15 protein-coding genes are annotated in these 14,885 nt (G+C 64.3%); 6 read left to right on the top strand and 9 right to left on the bottom strand.

Annotated features, from left to right (window positions below):
* Positions 1–6 precede the first annotated feature (6 nt).
* Genes zapE through ACNAOU_RS15550 form a run of 4 tightly spaced genes read right to left on the bottom strand, consistent with a single transcriptional unit; the run spans position 7 to position 3,121 of the window.
* Positions 7–1,164, bottom strand: a complete 1,158-nt coding sequence (gene zapE, locus ACNAOU_RS15565) for a cell division protein ZapE (RefSeq protein ID WP_422757191.1) — start codon at positions 1,162–1,164, stop codon at positions 7–9.
* On the bottom strand, positions 1,155–2,150 hold the full coding sequence (corA, locus tag ACNAOU_RS15560; RefSeq protein ID WP_422757190.1) for a magnesium/cobalt transporter CorA: 996 nt from the start codon (positions 2,148–2,150) through the stop codon (positions 1,155–1,157). Before corA ends, zapE begins: the two co-directional genes overlap by 10 nt.
* Positions 2,151–2,160: 10 nt before the next feature.
* A complete protein-coding gene (locus tag ACNAOU_RS15555) occupies positions 2,161–2,586 on the bottom strand; it encodes a DUF1761 domain-containing protein (RefSeq protein ID WP_055971777.1) in 426 nt (141 codons plus the stop codon).
* Between the two features lie 19 nt (positions 2,587–2,605).
* A complete protein-coding gene (locus ACNAOU_RS15550) occupies positions 2,606–3,121 on the bottom strand; it encodes an Lrp/AsnC family transcriptional regulator (protein WP_026266981.1) in 516 nt (171 codons plus the stop codon).
* A gap of 171 nt (positions 3,122–3,292) precedes the next feature.
* Here ACNAOU_RS15550 and ACNAOU_RS15545 point away from each other — a divergent pair, with 171 nt between their 5' ends.
* Positions 3,293–4,528 carry an MFS transporter gene (locus ACNAOU_RS15545; protein WP_055973071.1) on the top strand — a complete coding sequence of 412 codons (1,236 nt, stop codon included), beginning with the start codon at positions 3,293–3,295 and terminating at the stop codon, positions 4,526–4,528.
* A gap of 33 nt (positions 4,529–4,561) precedes the next feature.
* Here ACNAOU_RS15545 and ACNAOU_RS15540 read toward each other — a convergent pair whose 3' ends face one another.
* Genes ACNAOU_RS15540 through ACNAOU_RS15530 form a run of 3 tightly spaced genes read right to left on the bottom strand, consistent with a single transcriptional unit; the run spans position 4,562 to position 7,025 of the window.
* A complete protein-coding gene (locus tag ACNAOU_RS15540; protein ID WP_011775479.1) occupies positions 4,562–5,068 on the bottom strand; it encodes an Lrp/AsnC family transcriptional regulator in 507 nt (168 codons plus the stop codon).
* A 54-nt stretch (positions 5,069–5,122) separates the two neighbouring features.
* A complete protein-coding gene (locus ACNAOU_RS15535; protein WP_055971780.1) occupies positions 5,123–5,764 on the bottom strand; it encodes a TMEM175 family protein in 642 nt (213 codons plus the stop codon).
* 31 nt (positions 5,765–5,795) lie between these two features.
* A complete protein-coding gene (locus ACNAOU_RS15530; protein ID WP_064721630.1) occupies positions 5,796–7,025 on the bottom strand; it encodes an MFS transporter in 1,230 nt (409 codons plus the stop codon).
* Positions 7,026–7,123: 98 nt separating this feature from the next.
* On the opposite strand from ACNAOU_RS15530, the gene ACNAOU_RS15525 reads away from it, so the two are divergent.
* Complete coding sequence (locus ACNAOU_RS15525; RefSeq protein WP_064721811.1) at positions 7,124–8,098, top strand: LysR family transcriptional regulator; 975 nt, start codon at positions 7,124–7,126, stop codon at positions 8,096–8,098.
* Here the strand turns inward: ACNAOU_RS15525 and ACNAOU_RS15520 are convergent.
* Complete coding sequence (locus ACNAOU_RS15520) at positions 8,073–9,107, bottom strand: nitronate monooxygenase (protein ID WP_064721631.1); 1,035 nt, start codon at positions 9,105–9,107, stop codon at positions 8,073–8,075. The two genes, ACNAOU_RS15525 and ACNAOU_RS15520, sit on opposite strands and share 26 nt — an antisense overlap.
* Positions 9,108–9,148: 41 nt before the next feature.
* Between ACNAOU_RS15520 and ACNAOU_RS15515 the strand changes: the two genes are divergently transcribed.
* Positions 9,149–10,096, top strand: coding sequence for an N-acetylglucosamine kinase (locus ACNAOU_RS15515; protein WP_064721632.1), 948 nt, complete (start codon positions 9,149–9,151; stop codon positions 10,094–10,096).
* Positions 10,097–10,099: 3 nt separating this feature from the next.
* Here the strand turns inward: ACNAOU_RS15515 and ACNAOU_RS15510 are convergent, their stop codons facing one another.
* Positions 10,100–11,131: a pirin family protein gene (locus ACNAOU_RS15510; protein ID WP_026266977.1), complete on the bottom strand. Its 1,032-nt coding sequence runs from the start codon at positions 11,129–11,131 to the stop codon at positions 10,100–10,102.
* 50 nt (positions 11,132–11,181) lie between these two features.
* Here ACNAOU_RS15510 and ACNAOU_RS15505 point away from each other — a divergent pair, with 50 nt between their 5' ends.
* The 3 genes from ACNAOU_RS15505 (at position 11,182) to rsgA (ending at position 14,864) form a co-directional block, all read left to right on the top strand.
* Positions 11,182–12,978 (top strand): glycoside hydrolase family 35 protein, encoded by a 1,797-nt coding sequence (locus tag ACNAOU_RS15505; RefSeq protein WP_422757189.1) that lies wholly within the window; start codon positions 11,182–11,184, stop codon positions 12,976–12,978.
* Positions 12,979–13,008: 30 nt separating this feature from the next.
* Positions 13,009–13,470, top strand: coding sequence for an NUDIX hydrolase (locus tag ACNAOU_RS15500; RefSeq protein ID WP_018776577.1), 462 nt, complete (start codon positions 13,009–13,011; stop codon positions 13,468–13,470).
* A gap of 269 nt (positions 13,471–13,739) precedes the next feature.
* Positions 13,740–14,864, top strand: coding sequence for a ribosome small subunit-dependent GTPase A (gene rsgA / locus ACNAOU_RS15495; RefSeq protein ID WP_189075440.1), 1,125 nt, complete (start codon positions 13,740–13,742; stop codon positions 14,862–14,864).
* Positions 14,865–14,885: the final 21 nt, after the last annotated feature.

Raw genomic sequence — 14,885 nt, 5'->3', positions numbered from 1 at the left:
GGAATCTCAGCTTCCGGCGGCCTCTTCGCGTGCAGCGTCGTCGTCCGCGTGGGACCGTCCGAGCAAGGACAGGCGGCTCGCGATGCGGGCGAAGTCCATCGGAAGGCCGCTGCGGCCGGCCCCGACGTCCCAGTCCAGCGGGCCGGGGCCGATCAGGAACAACGTGATGTCCTGATCGTGCAGCACGTCCACCACGTTGCTGAACCTTTGCCAGGCCGGCGCGGATGCCGCATCGGCGGCCGCAGGTGAGGGGACGCCGTCGATCACCCAGGTGGTGAACGTTTCGGCCAGTGCCAGATAGTCTGACGTGGAGGTCAACCCGCCGCACAACTCCTCGAATCCAACCCACAGGAGGTCGGGATCGGAGTTCTTGACGACCATCGGCTGGGTGGTGGGGGTCAGCACCCGGCTCTGCGACGGTGACGGGATGAACAGGCCCAGCCGGCCCAGCTGGCGGGACGTACCGGGTGTCACAATGCGTCCTGCCCGGAAGGACTCCCTGCCTTGGGGCTCTGCGGACCCGGCTGCGGGGAAGCGTCGAAAATCTGAAGAACCATCGATTGTCACTATGTCCATCATCTCCTTGATGGCCTCAATGGTGGGCAGGAAATGGTCGTGCCAAAGAGGGTTGGGTAGCAACTCGTCCGGCGCGTAGTTGGACGTGACCGCCAAGGGGATGCGGCGCTGCGCGGCAGTTCGCAGCAGACGCGCGATGAACATGCCATCGCCGACGTCGTGGACGTGAAATTCGTCAAAGAAGAGCACCTCAATGCCGTCCAGCAGCGAGTCCACCGAATGCTGGATGGCCGTCGAGCTGCCGGCATGGGAACCGTGTGTTCCGGCGTGGAGGCTGCGGAAGAAGTCGTGGAAATGCACCCGCCGTTTGCGCACATCGAGCTGCCCAAAGAAGCTGTCCATCAGCCAGGTCTTTCCCCGTCCCACAGGTCCGTGCAGGTAAAGGCTCCGTGGCATCTTCCGCGAAAGAGTCCGACGCCGGACCGTCACCTCCGCGCCCATGGCCGCCAACCGCCCGGCTGCACGCTGCTGGCTGTCTTCGAGCGCAAAGCCGGACTGTCCGGCGTCGAGGTTTATTCCTTCGAGCAACCTCCGGGCGATGTCCCGGGTTGCTCGTGGAGTTGGCCTCAAGAGTGGCGTCACAGCCATCCTTTGCGCTTGAAGATGACGTACATGAGCAGTGCCACGCCCACCATGAGGCCGATCGCCATGGGGTAACCAAGGTCCCAGTGGAGCTCGGGCATGTGGTCGAAGTTCATCCCGTAGATTCCTGCCACGAACGATGGCGCGAAGAGGATGGCAGCCCAGGAGGAGATCTTCTTGACCTGCTCGTTCTGGGCCGCGCTGGCCTCGTTCTGCCGGTTTGCGGTCAGTGTGCCGTCCAGGGTCAACGCGTTCTGGAGGAGGTCCCGGAACGAGTTCACACGGGAAATGACGCGTTGCACGTGGTCTTCGACGTCCCGGAGGGAACGCTGCAGCTCGATGTCCACGCCATATTTCTCGAAACCCTTCTCCAGAAGCGACATGATGTCCGGCAGGGGTTGGACCGCCCTCTGGAACTGGATCACTTCGCGGGCGAGTTCGTAGATCCTGCGGGAAACGGCGCTGTCACCGCTGAAGAGCTGGTCTTCGATTTCATCGATGTCGTTCTCCAGGCCGGCAACCACGGGCGCATAATCATCCACCACCTGGTCCAGCAGCGCGTACAGCACCGCTTCCGGGCCGTGGCAGAGAAGATCCGGCCGTGCTTCCAGGCGGTGGCGGACACGGGCAACCCCGCCGGTTTCGGCATGGCGGATGGTCACCACAAAGTTGACGCCGGTAAAGATATGGAGTTCCCCGAATTCCACGGACTCGGAGTCATCCAGATACCTCGCCGGTCGGAGAACCGTGAAGAGGTTGCTGTCGTAGCGCTCAATCTTGGGCCGCTGGTGCGCCGAGACGGCATCCTCCACAGCCAGCCGGTGGAGGCCGAACTCCCGGGCCACCGCGGCCATTTCTTCCTGCGTGGGGCGGTAGAGGCCGATCCAGGCCATGCCGCCGTGCTTGGCCAATGTCTCAAAGGTTTGCTCGAGGCTGTGGGGGGTGGCAGTGCGGACGCCGTCCACGTACACGGCGTTGTCGATAATGGTCACAGGTTGAACGCTACTGCATGGCCCCGATGATCGCCCCGGCAACAGTCATGGCAAGAATGTCGTGGCCGGAATCGATCACGGTAACCGTCGAGGGGCGTCCCGCAAAGCCGTTGTGGATCACGTGGCCACCTGCACGGAAGACCACGGCGATGATCAGGGCGAAGACGGCACCTGCCCAGAAGGTGTTGATGTCAAGCGCGCTGAGCAGGATCGCCAGGAGGATGCTGGTCACGGCCGCTGCGAGCATCATGGGTACCCAGATCCCGGCTCCGCCGTCGATGTTCTTCAGATCGTCCTCGGTCTTGCCGATGGCCTGCATCCACCTGCGTCCAAGAACGGCCGGCATGTACCAGACAAAGCCGATCACCATGCTTGAAACGAAGGCCAGGAGAACGGCGAGCCAGTTGATCTGGGAGATATGTGAGAGCCAATCCATGCCTAAGATCCTAGTTCGTTCAGGCCTCCGCGCCCGGGCTCTGGTTCTCGTTCCTGCTGCGTGTTGGTACTGAGGCCATCCGGCCGATGAGCGGTTCCGTGCGGTAAGGGATGTGCGTGTGGAGCGCCAGCACCGTTTCCGTCCTGATCACTCCTTTCGTGCGGAGGACCGAGCGCAGCGCGGACTGCAGATTATGGGTGTCGGTTGCGACCACCCGGCACCACAAATCTCCCCTGCCGGAGATCTCGTGCACTTCGAGGACCTGGGGGATGAGGCGCAGGGCGCCGATGACGCCGTCGAGTTCGCGGTGGGTGACCTCGATCGTGACGAAAGCGACGACGTCGTATCCCACCTTCTCCAGGTCGACCTCCCGTCCCGCGGCCTGAAGGACGCCGGTGCGGAGCAGACGCTTAAGGCGGCTTTGGGCGGTGTTCCTCGCGATGCCCAGACCGTCGCTTAGTTCGGCGATCTGGATGCGCGGATCCTTGATCAGTTCCAGGAGGATCCGCAGGTCCATGGGGTCGAGGGTGTTCAAATGGTCACTCCAGATCACTCGGCTGCTAGGTCTTTGAGTATTTTGCTCAATCCTTGCATATTTACAGCTCCCAAAGTTCAGTCCTCCTGCATTCTATTGCCATCAATACTTAGCCGGCCTGCGTTTCCCACAAGGAGGCCAAAACCGGCAACCGAGTCCGAAGGCATGGAAATGACTGTCTTGAGCGAACTCCGCATGCGTCCGGCCACCGCCGAGCGCTGGGGATGGGATGCCTCCACCACGGCCCGGTTGGTCCTGGCAGGGGTCGTGATCTTCACGTTGCTGGTTGGCGCGAACCTCGCCACACCCCTGTACCCCTTGCTCCAGGCCAGGATCGGCTTGTCATCGCTTGACGTGACCGTGGCCTTTTCCAGCTATGTGCTGGCGTTGGTGGCTGTCCTCATGGTGGCAGGGCACTGGTCGGATCACATCGGCCGACGGGCGGCACTGGTGCTCGCGGTCCTGGTGGGCCTGGCGGGCGGGGTGATCTTCGCCAACGCAGATTCCCTCCTTACCCTGTCTGTCGGCAGGGCGCTCCAGGGGGTCGCCGTCGGCCTCGCTACCGGAGCGAGTTCCGCGGCGCTGCGGGAGTTGCTGCCCCAACGTCCGGACTGGGCTTCTCGCTTCACGCTGCTTTCTTCGGCAGGTGGCGTGGCTGCAGGTCCTGCCATTGGCGGTCTTTTGTCGCTCCTCCCAGAGCCCACCCGCACGCCGTACTACGTCCACTCGGCCGTGCTGCTGGCCGCCCTCATTCCCCTGTGGCTGCTGAAAGCCAGGCCCGCGATCGCCCCCGCAGAAGGTCCAAAAGCCCATAGGGTGCTGGCACCCCGGAAACCGTCCATTTCACACGAGGCCAGGGGAGCTTTCTGGATGGCGGCCACCACTGGATTCCTGAGCTTTGCGGTCTTCGGTTTCTGCTTGTCCCTCGCGCCCGGATACTTCGCCACAGTGGTTCACGCAGACTCCCGGCCCTTGATCGGAGTGCTTGCCGGAGTCACCCTCGGCGCATCAGCACTCAGTCAATTGCTGGGTGTCCGTGGGCGTTTCGTTGTTCCCGCGGCGCTCGCAGTACTGGGTGTTTCCGTGATCCTCGTGGGAGCTGCCGCCGCGTGGTCAAGTCCTTGGCTGCTGGTGGCAGCGAGCATCTCGGCCGGCATGGGCCAGGGAATTGCCTTCCGGCAGGTATTCAACGAGGTCGCCGGAAAGGTAGAGGCGGCCCGGCACGCACAAGTCATCAGCACGGTTTACGTCATTACCTACCTTGGAAGCGCTGTTCCGGTGATTGGGCTGGGACTTGCCGTGACGGCACTTGGCCTGCAGGCCGCCGTCGTGGGCTTCACCGCGCTATGTGGCCTCGCCGCGCTGACGCTGGCCGCCGTGTCCATGAAGAGTGCCCTGCGGATCTGACGCTGCGGGGCCGGTGTTGGCAGGGATCCGGTGTTACTCGGGTAGTGGTCCCCGGTTGCCCGGGATGTGCTGGAACACCATGGTGGTTTCCGTGTGGCCGACCACGGGGTCGGTGGCTAGGTTGTCCAGGAGCCAGTTGCGGAGGTCGTCGGTATTTGCGACGGCGATGTGCAGCAGATAGTCCACCGAACCGGTGGTGTGGAACGTTGAGATGACGGCCGGGAGCTTGGGCACGCGCGCCGTGAAACGGTCGATCTGGTCGCGGTCGTGGGCGCGGAGGCGGACAGCGATCAAAGCCTGTACCGAGCGGCCAATGGCCGGCAGGCTCAGCACAGCCTCGAAGCCTTCAATAATGCCGCGCTCGGACAGGGCCCTGGTCCGCATCAGGGCCGTGGACGGTGCGATCCCCACGAGTTCTGCCAACTGCTTGTTGGAAATGCGGGCGTCATCTACCAAGGCAGCGAGGATCCGCTCATCGATCGCGTCCAACGGCTCTGCGCTGCCCGTGCTCGACCGAACATTCTTCGTGGGGTTGCTCACGGATCCTCCTGAAATTGCCTTCCACCCATCCTAAGCGGTGAATTCTTCAGGTGACTATCGTTGTGCGGGCTTGCTGCGGTCCCTCCGGCGGTCCAAGCGCTGGAGCGGCTCGCTGAGCAACATCAGGAGCAACGGAAGATTTCCCGCGGATGGAATCACAAGGGCCAGCACGAGGGCGGCGAGGAAAAGCCCGGCCACTATCGCCCCTGCCCGGATTCCGGAGCGTGCCTCCACCGCGTCCATTTCGTGAAGCTCGGGATGCGAACGGAGATAGATGCGTGCCAGGAGAAGCGTGAGGCTGGTGGCAAACAATGTCCCGATGTACACCAGGGGTTGGGCCCAATCGGCGTCCATCTGGGTGGAGAGCGACGTGGACACGGGCATGACCACAATGAAGAACATCCAGGCTACCGTCAGCCACAACAAACCCGAATCGATCTGCCGGACCTTGCGGAACAGGCGGTGATGATGCGTCCAGAACACGGCAATGAGGATGAAGCTGAGGGCAAAGCCCAGCAAAGCGTATTGTTCCTCGACGAGCCATTCCGCCGTGGTTCCATGATGATCGGCCAGTTCCCCCACGCTCTCCATGAGGGGAAGGATCAGCAGGGTCAAAGCAATCGCCACCACGGCATCGGTAAACGCCTGCAAACGTTCCGGCGACGACAGTACCCGTGTACTCGCGAGCTGTGTCATGCCTCCGATTCTAGGACCAACACGGCCCGAATCAGCGGGAAATCCGTGGTGAACGGTGCACTGCCAAGGTGACTGCCGCCGTCGTGCATGACAGGGCGATGACGCCCGCCGCCAAAGCGGTCCAGCCGAAGTGCTGGAAGACCAGGCCTCCGGCCCATCCGATCACGCTGGAACCGAGGTAATAGGACAGGTTGTACAGGGACGCTGCCTGTGCCCGGCCGGTAGTGGCAATGGCGCCGGTCCAGCCGGAGCCCACGCTGTGGGCTGCGAAGAAACCGCCGGTGAAAACTACCAGCCCGGCAAGGATGGCCACAAGGCTATCCACCAGGGTCAATGCCAACCCGGCCGACAAAACGGCGATGCCCGCTACCAGGACGTTCCGCCGTCCGAACCTGGTGGTGAGCCCGGCCGCCCAGCGGGAACTTACCGTGCCCGACAAGTAGGCAAGGAATATGAGGCTGACCAGGGTGGCTGGCAGCCCAAAAGGCTCGGCATGCAACCGGAAACCCAGGTAGTTGTAGACCGCTACGAAGCCACCCATGAGGAGGAACGCCTGCAGGTACAAGGACAGGAGTTTTGGATTGCGTGAATGTCCGCCCAACGTACTGAGGGCGCCACGGAACCCTGCGGCCGGGGCTGGCGTGAAGCGCCGCTGTTTGGGAACAAGCACCAGGAACAGGACGGCGGACACGGTGGCCAGCAGCGACACGGCAAGGGTCGCTGCACGCCAGCCCCACAGTTCGCCGGCGGGACCCGCCACGAGTCGCCCGGCAAGGCCGCCCAGGGTGGTGCCGGCTACGTAGCTCCCGGCGGCCAGGGCGGTATGGATCTTGGTGACTTCCTCATTGAGGTACGCGATGGCGATTGCGGGTATACCGCCCAGGGCCATGCCTTCCAGCATCCGCAGACCCAGCAGCATGGGCACATTCGGGGCCAGCGGAACAAGCAGTCCCAGGATCGTAGCGGCAGCGATGCCGATGGCCATGGCACGGACCCTGCCGATCCTGTCGGCAACAAACGACCACGGAAGCACGGTGGCGGCGAGACCAACCGTGGCCAGCGAAATGCTGAGTGCGGCTTCCGCTGCAGTGATCCGGAGGTCCGCTGCCATGAGGGGCAGCACGGCCTGGGTGGAATACAGCTGTGCGAACGTCGCGACGCCGGCCAGGGCCAATGCCGCCAGAACACGGCTGTAGCCGCGGGACCCCTTGGCGTGCCCGTCCCAGCTTTCGGTTTCAGCCTCAATGCTCGTTCTGTTCACCGGCCCAGAGTAGGACGACCTCGACTACCCATTCCAATGCATGGGTTACGTATAATTGATGCAGATATGCATGAGTTGTGTTGCTGAAAGGGAACGTCGTGGAACCGGATCACCAGCAGCTTGTCCAACTCCTCCCGCTCCTGCCGGTCCTGGCAGAACTGGGCCGCACCGAACATATGACGGAAACCGCGGAATTGCTCGGGGTACCGCAGTCCACGGTCAGCAGGGCCGTGGCTCGGGCCAGCGCGATCGTTGGGATGGACCTGTTGGTGCGGGACGGACGCGGTATACGTCTCACCTCCGCCGCGAAGGCCCTCCTCCCGTACATCGACGCTGCGCTGGAGGATTTCCAGGCAGGCCTGGACCGGGTACGCCACGAATCGGACGTCGTGCGGGGGAGGATCGGAGTTTCGTTCCAGCACACGTTCGGCGAAGCCACCCTCCCTCTCCTGATCAGTGCGTTCCGCGGCCGCCATCCCCACGCAGCGTTCGAACTCTGGCAGGGACCCCGCGACGATTGCCTGCAACAGTTGGCCAGTGGGGAGATGGACTTCGCCTTGACGGCGCCCATAGCGCCTGAGGGCCGGGGCATCCGCTCCCATCCGCTGTACCGGGAGCCGCTGAGGGCTGTGCTGCACTACCGGCACCCCTTGGCCGGGCGGCCCAGCGTCAACCTCTCGGAGCTGCGGCACGACCCCTACGTGACGCTGCCGGCCGGAGTCGGCTTGCGGGCACTGGGGGAGGCACTGTTCCGTGAAGCAGGGTTCCGGCCACGCATTGCCTTTGAGGTCCAGGAGTCCACATCCGCCCGAGGGCTGGTCTCGGCAGGGTTGGGGTTCAGCATCCTCCCGCCCGCCGGGCCCGGCTCCGGCACCGGACAATATCTGCCCAAGACGGAACTCGGGCTCGTCGAGGTGTCCATTGAATCCGATCTGGCGTTCCGGCAGATTGGCATCGCCTGGCGGGAGCGGACTTTCGAGCCGGACGCGGTTCGGCTTTTTCGCGAACTGGTGGTGACCGAAGGCGGCGAACTGTTGGCCGAACTCGTTAGAGCCCGTTCAGGAACTCCCTGACAACATCCCTCGCTGATCCTGTCCGCGCCTGCTTCCAGCCCGTTCCTGCCCACAAGTTGAGGCGGTGCGGATCGCCCGCCGCGGACGCCGCAGCACGGACCGGGGCAGTGAGGTGGTGGATGGCCGGGTAGCCCTTGGGGGCATCCTGATGATCCTGTACGAACTCGTTCACCAGGGAACGTGCCGGACGTCCCGTGAAAGCCTGGGTCATGGCGGTTTGAGTGAACTCAGGATTCCCCAACGCGTCTTTGTGCGATTGGCGCGCGCCGCTTTCGTCCGTGCGGAGCAGGGCGGTGCCAACCTGGGCGGCTGCTGCACCGGCAGCCAGGACCCCGCGGAGCGTATTGCCGTCCATGATCGCGCCGGCAGCTATCAGCGGAAGCCCGACGGCGGCCCGCACCCGGGCGACCAGGTCCGCCGTCGTACTGGCTGGCGATGTATCCGGAATGCCGGCCAGGAAGGCCGCAGTATGTGCCCCTGCGGAGGCGTGCTGGACGACCAGTGCGTCAGGGCCCTCCTCGGCAGCGGCGAGGGCTTCCTGAACACTGGTCACACTGGTGACAACGAGTGTTCCGGCCTTCTGCAGGGACCCGACCACTTCGCGCCCAGGGAGGCCGAAAGCGAAACTCACCACTTCCACCGGGTCCGTCACGAGGATGTCGATCTTCTCCTGCCAGGCGTCATCGTCATCGAGGCGAAGCGGGGGCAAAGTGACACCGTAGCGCGCAGCCTCTGGTTCCAGCTCGGCGCGGTAGGCTTCCAGCCGTGCCCGCTCCTTGGGCCCCGGCGACAGTGCGTCCGGGTCCGGAACAAAGACGTTCATGCCGAACCTGATCCCCAGCGCCCTCGCAGCGGAGACCTCCGCAGCCATGGACCCGGGACTCTTGTACCCGGCAGCGAGGAAGCCCAGCCCGCCGGCCTCATGGACAGCGTGTACCAACTTCGTTGTTGATGTCCCTCCTGCCATCGGGGCCGCAATAAATGGTGTGCCAAACAGGAATTGAGGCATGGTCGGTTCCTCCTCAGGACGCTCCAAGCTAGTCTTTCACGGTGAACAATCATGACTCTGCCCTGCATTCCCCTGCCCCCTCCGCGGCCGCGAGCGGCACCGTTATCGGGCTCGACATCGGCGGCACCAAGACCCGCGGTGTGAGGTTTCAGGACGACGAACCGGTCCGGGATGAAACGTCAGGCAGTGCCAACGTCCAGAATGTCAGCCGGGAGCAGGCTGCGGCGAACCTGGCCGAATTGTTCGGAAAAATCGGTGGTGGCCGGATCGACCAGGTATACGCAGGTGCCGGCGGAATCGATACGCAAGAAGATGCCCAGGCGCTCGCAGACCTGATCGCCCCCCACGCGCCGGGGGCGCGCATCACCGTGGTCCACGATTCGAGGCTGCTGCTGGCGGCCGGGGGAGCTGGCACCGGTGTGGCCGTCATTGCCGGGACCGGTTCGGCGGCGTGGGGAAAGAACGACGCCGGCGAGGAAGCCCGGGCGGGTGGCTGGGGCTACCTACTGGGGGATGAAGGAAGCGGGTACTGGCTCGGAAGGGAAGCCGTCCGGCACAGTTTGCGGCGGATGAATCAGGGCTTGGAGCCTGACCGGCTGAGCCGCGCTCTCCTGGATTCCTGCGGAGTGGATGAGCCGGGGAAGCTCATAGCCCTGTTTCATTCACCTGACACCGGCCGCCGCTACTGGGCACAACAGGCCCGGGTTGTGGTGGAAGCCGCCGACGCCGGTGACGAGGCCAGCCAGGCAATGGTGGTGCAGGCCGGGCGTGACCTCGCCGACCTCGCCGGACAGGCCACCCGCCAGCTGGGCCTGAACGGTCCGGTCATCCTGGGCAGCGGACTGGGAATGAACGTTCCACGTTTGCAGGAAGCGTTCACGGCGGCACTCGCCGAACAAGGCATCACGGATGTTCGGATCCTGCGGCAGGATCCCGTCTTTGGCGTTCCCCGTCTGATTGCCGAGCAGCGGGCATCAAGCCGGAAATAAGGCTCAGCCGCGCGTACGGGGACGCAGCTTGACGCCGGGAAGCGGGGGAGCCGGAATGCGGCCGGCTTCGGGACCGGCATCTGGTCCGTGGCCATGGACATGGCCGAAGCGCGAGGCCGCGGCAGCATCGGCGTCGAGCAATCCTTCGGCCTCCCATTCTTCGCGGGCCTGTTCTACTTCCTCGTGCGTCCGCCCAACGAAGTTCCACCACATGAGGAGGTCTTCACCGAAAGGCTCGCCGCCCAGGAGCATGAAGCGGGTGTCGGGTTGCGCTTCCACGGCGAGGCTGCTCCGGCCGGCGCCAAGATAGGCCAGGGGACCGGCCTGCACCTCCTGGCCGTCAATGACGAGGCGGCCGTCCAGGACCAGTACAGCGTGCTCGAAGTCGGGCCGCAACGGAAGTTCCAGCAGGCCCGATCCCACGATGTCGGCGCCAACGATGGGGCTGAACATGGTGGCAGGGGACCGCTGTCCGGCAAACTCGCCCACCATCACCGTGGCGGAGAAGCCGTCTCCCACGGCCACCGGCAGATCCCGGACTTGCTCGAACGACGGCGCGCGGTGGCGGTGCTCATCCGGAAGGGCAACCCAGAGCTGAAGTCCCCGTGACACCGGCAATTCCTCGACGAGGGGGCTGGAACCGTCTTCGGTGGTGGCCGGAAGGACCGAGAACTCGGAATGCGAAATACCGTTGCCGGCGGTCATGATGTTCAGCTCGCCGGGCCGCACCACAACGTCGCTCCCGACGCTGTCACGGTGCCGCACGGCACCTTCCAATGGCCAGGTGACTGTCTGCAGACCACAGTGGGGGTGGGGAAGGACGCTCATCGCCACCCGGTCCGGGCCGAAGCTGTCCAGGAAGCACCAGGCCCCTACGGTGGGCAGTCCACGCTGCGGCAGCGTCCTCATGACGTTCATCGCGCGGACGCCGCCCAGGGGGACTTCGCGTTCGGGCCACAGTTGAACGCATGGACCCTGCCCTTCGGGTGCGGCAGGGCAAACTTCCTGTGCAGGGGAAGTATCAAGATTGGTCACGTGTTCATCACCTGTGCATAAATGTTGGAAATTGAGCTAATCTGTTCCGTGTGAACAACGCCCTTTTGAGCTACAACGACGCTGTCCTTTACCGTTCGGGTGAACCGTACCGCATCCTCGCTGGAGCCATCCACTACTTCCGGGTTCACCCCGATCTGTGGCGGGACCGCTTGCGTCGACTCAAGGCCATGGGGGCCAACACTGTTGACACCTACGTAGCCTGGAACTTCCATCAGCCGCAGCGTGATGCGGCACCGGACTTCACTGGCTGGCGGGATGTTGGCCACTTCATCGACCTCGCAGCAGAGGAAGGTCTGGACGTCATCGTCCGCCCGGGTCCCTACATTTGCGCAGAATGGGACAACGGAGGCTTCCCGTCATGGTTGACCGGCATCCCGGGCATCGGGCTGCGGTGCATGGACCCGGTATTCACCACCGCCATTGAGGAATGGTTCGACCACCTACTGCCGATCGTTGCTTCCCGGCAGGCCTCCTTGGGCGGGCCGGTGGTGGCCGTGCAGATCGAGAACGAGTACGGCAGCTACGGCGATGACCATGAATACATCCGCTGGAACCGCCGGGTCCTCGAAGAGCGCGGCATCACGGAGCTGCTGTTCACGGCCGACGGCGGCACGGACTACTTTCTGGACGGCGGCTCTGACGCGGGAACGTGGGCTACAGCGACGCTGGGAAGCCGGGGAGATGAAGCCGTGGAGACATGGAAGCGACGTCGCCCAGGTGAACCGTTCTTCAATGTCGAGTTCTGGGGCGGCTGGTTTGACCATTGGGGCGAACACCACCACCGGCGCGATGCCGCCGATGCAGCGCATGAAGCCCGCAAGATGCTTGATCTTGGCGGCTCCGTTTGCGTCTATATGGCCCACGGCGGGACCAACTTCGGCCTCGGATCCGGAAGCAACCACGATGGCTCCCGCCTGCAGCCGACGGTCACGAGCTACGACTCCGACGCGCCCATCGCGGAGAACGGTGCCCTGACGCCTAAGTTCCATGCCTTCCGGGCAGAATTCTTCCGTGCGCAAGGCATTGTGGAGATGCCCGGGCTCCCCGCCGAATTGCTGGCGGACCCTCCGGTGGTCCCGGCGCAGTCGCTGCCATTGTCGGCCGGACCGGACGTGCTGGAGCTTGCACGCAGCTCCGGCAAGCCCGTCAGCAGTGTCAAGCCCCTCAGCTTCGAACAGTTGGGGCTCGACGCCGGTATGGTCCTGTACTCCGCCGACGCCATCTTGCCGGGCCGCGCCGACTCTCCCAGCGAGTGCCGGTTGAAGATCACTGGCCTGAACGACCGCGCCTACATCTGGGTGGACGGCGCTTTTGCCGGAGTGCTGGACGATACGAGCGGCGCAGAAGGCTTGCCCCTGACAGGGACTGGTGCCTCCGCCAAGCTGGACATTCTGGTGGAGAACCTGGGCCGCATCAACTACGGGCCCCTCACCGGGCAGGGCAAGGGAATCCTGGGCGGAGTCCTCATCAACCAGCGCTACGCGTTCCACTGGACACAGGTACCGGTGGCACTTTCCGAGTGGGGCAGCGAGGAGTTGGAAGACCTCGCCGGGGCCGACTTTGACCTGCGGGAACCGGCTGATACTTACGTTGCCTTGCCCGATTCCGGGAAGGGCTTCGTCTGGCTCAATGGTTTCCTTCTCGGACGGTACTGGGAAAAAGGACCACAGGTCACCCTGTACGCGCCCGCACCGTTGCTGAACGTTGGCCTCAACCGCATCAAGGTTCTTGAACTCGGCAAGCCGGGGACCGTCGTCGAGCTTCGTGAGCAGCCGGACCTTGGCCCCGAAGAGCCCGGCCCCATCGCCGCCGCCGAACTGCCCTAGGGATCAGGCAAAGCGAATTATGCTGGCACGATGAGCCCGCAGTTCGACACCCGCCCCGCAGCCTACGCCGTCATCGTCAAGGAGGAACGGATCCTGCTGGCCTACTGGAAGCAGGATGACAAGGAGGGGTGGACTCTGCCCGGCGGAGGCTTGGATTTCGCCGAGCACCCGGTTGATGGGTGCCGGCGCGAAGTCCGGGAGGAAACCGGCTACGAGGCCAGGGTTGACCGGATGTTGGGGATCGACGTCGGACACTGGCCCGGGGAGACGCAGGCGGACGGCTCAGTTCGGGGCTTCGAGGCCCTGCGTATTGTCTACGAGGCCACCGTGGTGGGCGGAGAACTGACCTACGAGGTGGATGGCAGTACTACCCATGCCGCGTGGATTCCTTTGCATGACGTCGGGAAGCTGAACAGGGTTTCCCTGGTCGACACGGCACTGCGCCTCCACAGTGAGCGCCCGGCAGACGGAAAGCCCGGCACGGAGGGCTAGCCAAGCTGCCCAACGGTTGGCTAGGCTTGGCATCGTTGCCGGCCTTCCATGCCGGCCCTGATGCCCAAGGAGGTGGATTTTGATGATTGCCATAACTTCGCGCGCCCCGCACGCGGCGGCGCACCGTCATCACACCACTCATCCTGTCCCGGCATCTGCCCGCCAGTAGCAGGCAACCGGGCCTCAGCAGAGGCATCCCATTGAACACTCACGCGAATACCTACGCGAACACTTACGCTTCTTCAAGCGACCCTTCATTGAGCAGCACCATGCCATTCCGCGGACCTGCGGAATACGGCTTTACAGCCAAGACAGCAGCGCTCTTCAGCGCCAATCTTCCGGCGGACAACCAGGACGCAGCCAGCCCCGGAAGGGTGGTCCGCTTGGACCGCAACCGCGTTCTCGTTGCCTCCGGTGAAGGCCTGCTGCATTTGCCCTATCCCACCCAAGGACTGGTGCCCGCCACGGGGGACTGGGTCTGGGTCGGCCGGAACAGTGCAGGCGAGCCGGCCGTCGTCGCCGTCCTTCCACGCTATTCCGCGCTGAGCCGCAAGCGGGCCTTCGAGGCTTCCTCGGAGGAACAAATCCTGGGCAGCAACATCGACATCGTCGCAGTGGTGGTCCCTGTGGACCGGCCACTCACGCACAACCGCCTGGAGCGCACCCTGGTGGCTGCTTGGGACTCAGGGGCCACACCGCTGGTGGTTATTACCAAAGCCGACCTGGCGGACCTCGCGGATGACGTCGTGGGGGAGGTCATCGTGCAGGCTGCGGGCGTGGAGGTGGTCACCACCTCCGCCGAGCACGGCGATGGGCTCGACGAACTCATGCAGCACATCCCCGACGGCGCCACCCTGGTTCTTCTGGGTCCCTCAGGAGCGGGGAAATCGACGCTCATCAACGCCCTGGCAGGCCGCGACGTCCAGCAGACCGGTGCCGTCCGCGCCGGCGACGGCAAGGGCAAACACACCACAACGGCCAGGGAACTGGTGCCCCTCAGCGGCGGAGCTGTCCTGATGGACACTCCCGGGGTGCGCGGGTTCGGACTCTTCGACGCGGAGGACGGGATGGAGGAGATGTTCGGTGACCTTGACGAACTCTTCGCCCAGTGCCGTTTTGCCGACTGCGCCCACCAGGCGGAGCCCGGCTGCGCCGTGCAGCAAGCGCTCGCCGAGGAGGCCCTGGATCCCCGGCGATGGGCCAGCTATTTGAAACTGCAACGCGAGCTCGCTGCCCTGAACCGCAAACATGATGCCGCGGCCCGCCGCGCCTACCAGCGCGAATGGCACCAAAAGGTGATGTCGGCAGACAGGGGCCAACGCGCCGTCGAACGTTACAAACATGACCAGGCCCAGGAACGGTCCGGCAGGGGAGCCAAACGAAGGAAGCGGTAAACATTGCCGATTGATTACGGA

It is taken from the genome of Paenarthrobacter sp. C1 (assembly GCF_049315185.1).
Classification (GTDB): Bacteria; Actinomycetota; Actinomycetes; order Actinomycetales; family Micrococcaceae; genus Arthrobacter; species Arthrobacter nicotinovorans.
This window is presented reverse-complemented; position numbering and strand designations above follow the sequence as displayed.

What these genes read in the sequence shown, in the direction of transcription:
- zapE (WP_422757191.1), bottom strand. Translation starts at nt 1,164, where the DNA reads ATGGCTGTGACGCCACTCTTGAGGCCAACTCCACGAGCAACCCGGGAC.
- ACNAOU_RS15555 (WP_055971777.1), bottom strand. Translation starts at nt 2,586, where the DNA reads ATGGATTGGCTCTCACATATCTCCCAGATCAACTGGCTCGCCGTTCTC.
- ACNAOU_RS15545 (WP_055973071.1), top strand. Translation starts at nt 3,293, where the DNA reads ATGACTGTCTTGAGCGAACTCCGCATGCGTCCGGCCACCGCCGAGCGC.
- ACNAOU_RS15535 (WP_055971780.1), bottom strand. Translation starts at nt 5,764, where the DNA reads ATGACACAGCTCGCGAGTACACGGGTACTGTCGTCGCCGGAACGTTTG.
- ACNAOU_RS15520 (WP_064721631.1), bottom strand. Translation starts at nt 9,107, where the DNA reads ATGCCTCAATTCCTGTTTGGCACACCATTTATTGCGGCCCCGATGGCA.
- ACNAOU_RS15500 (WP_018776577.1), top strand. Translation starts at nt 13,009, where the DNA reads ATGAGCCCGCAGTTCGACACCCGCCCCGCAGCCTACGCCGTCATCGTC.
- rsgA (WP_189075440.1), top strand. Translation starts at nt 13,740, where the DNA reads ATGCCATTCCGCGGACCTGCGGAATACGGCTTTACAGCCAAGACAGCA.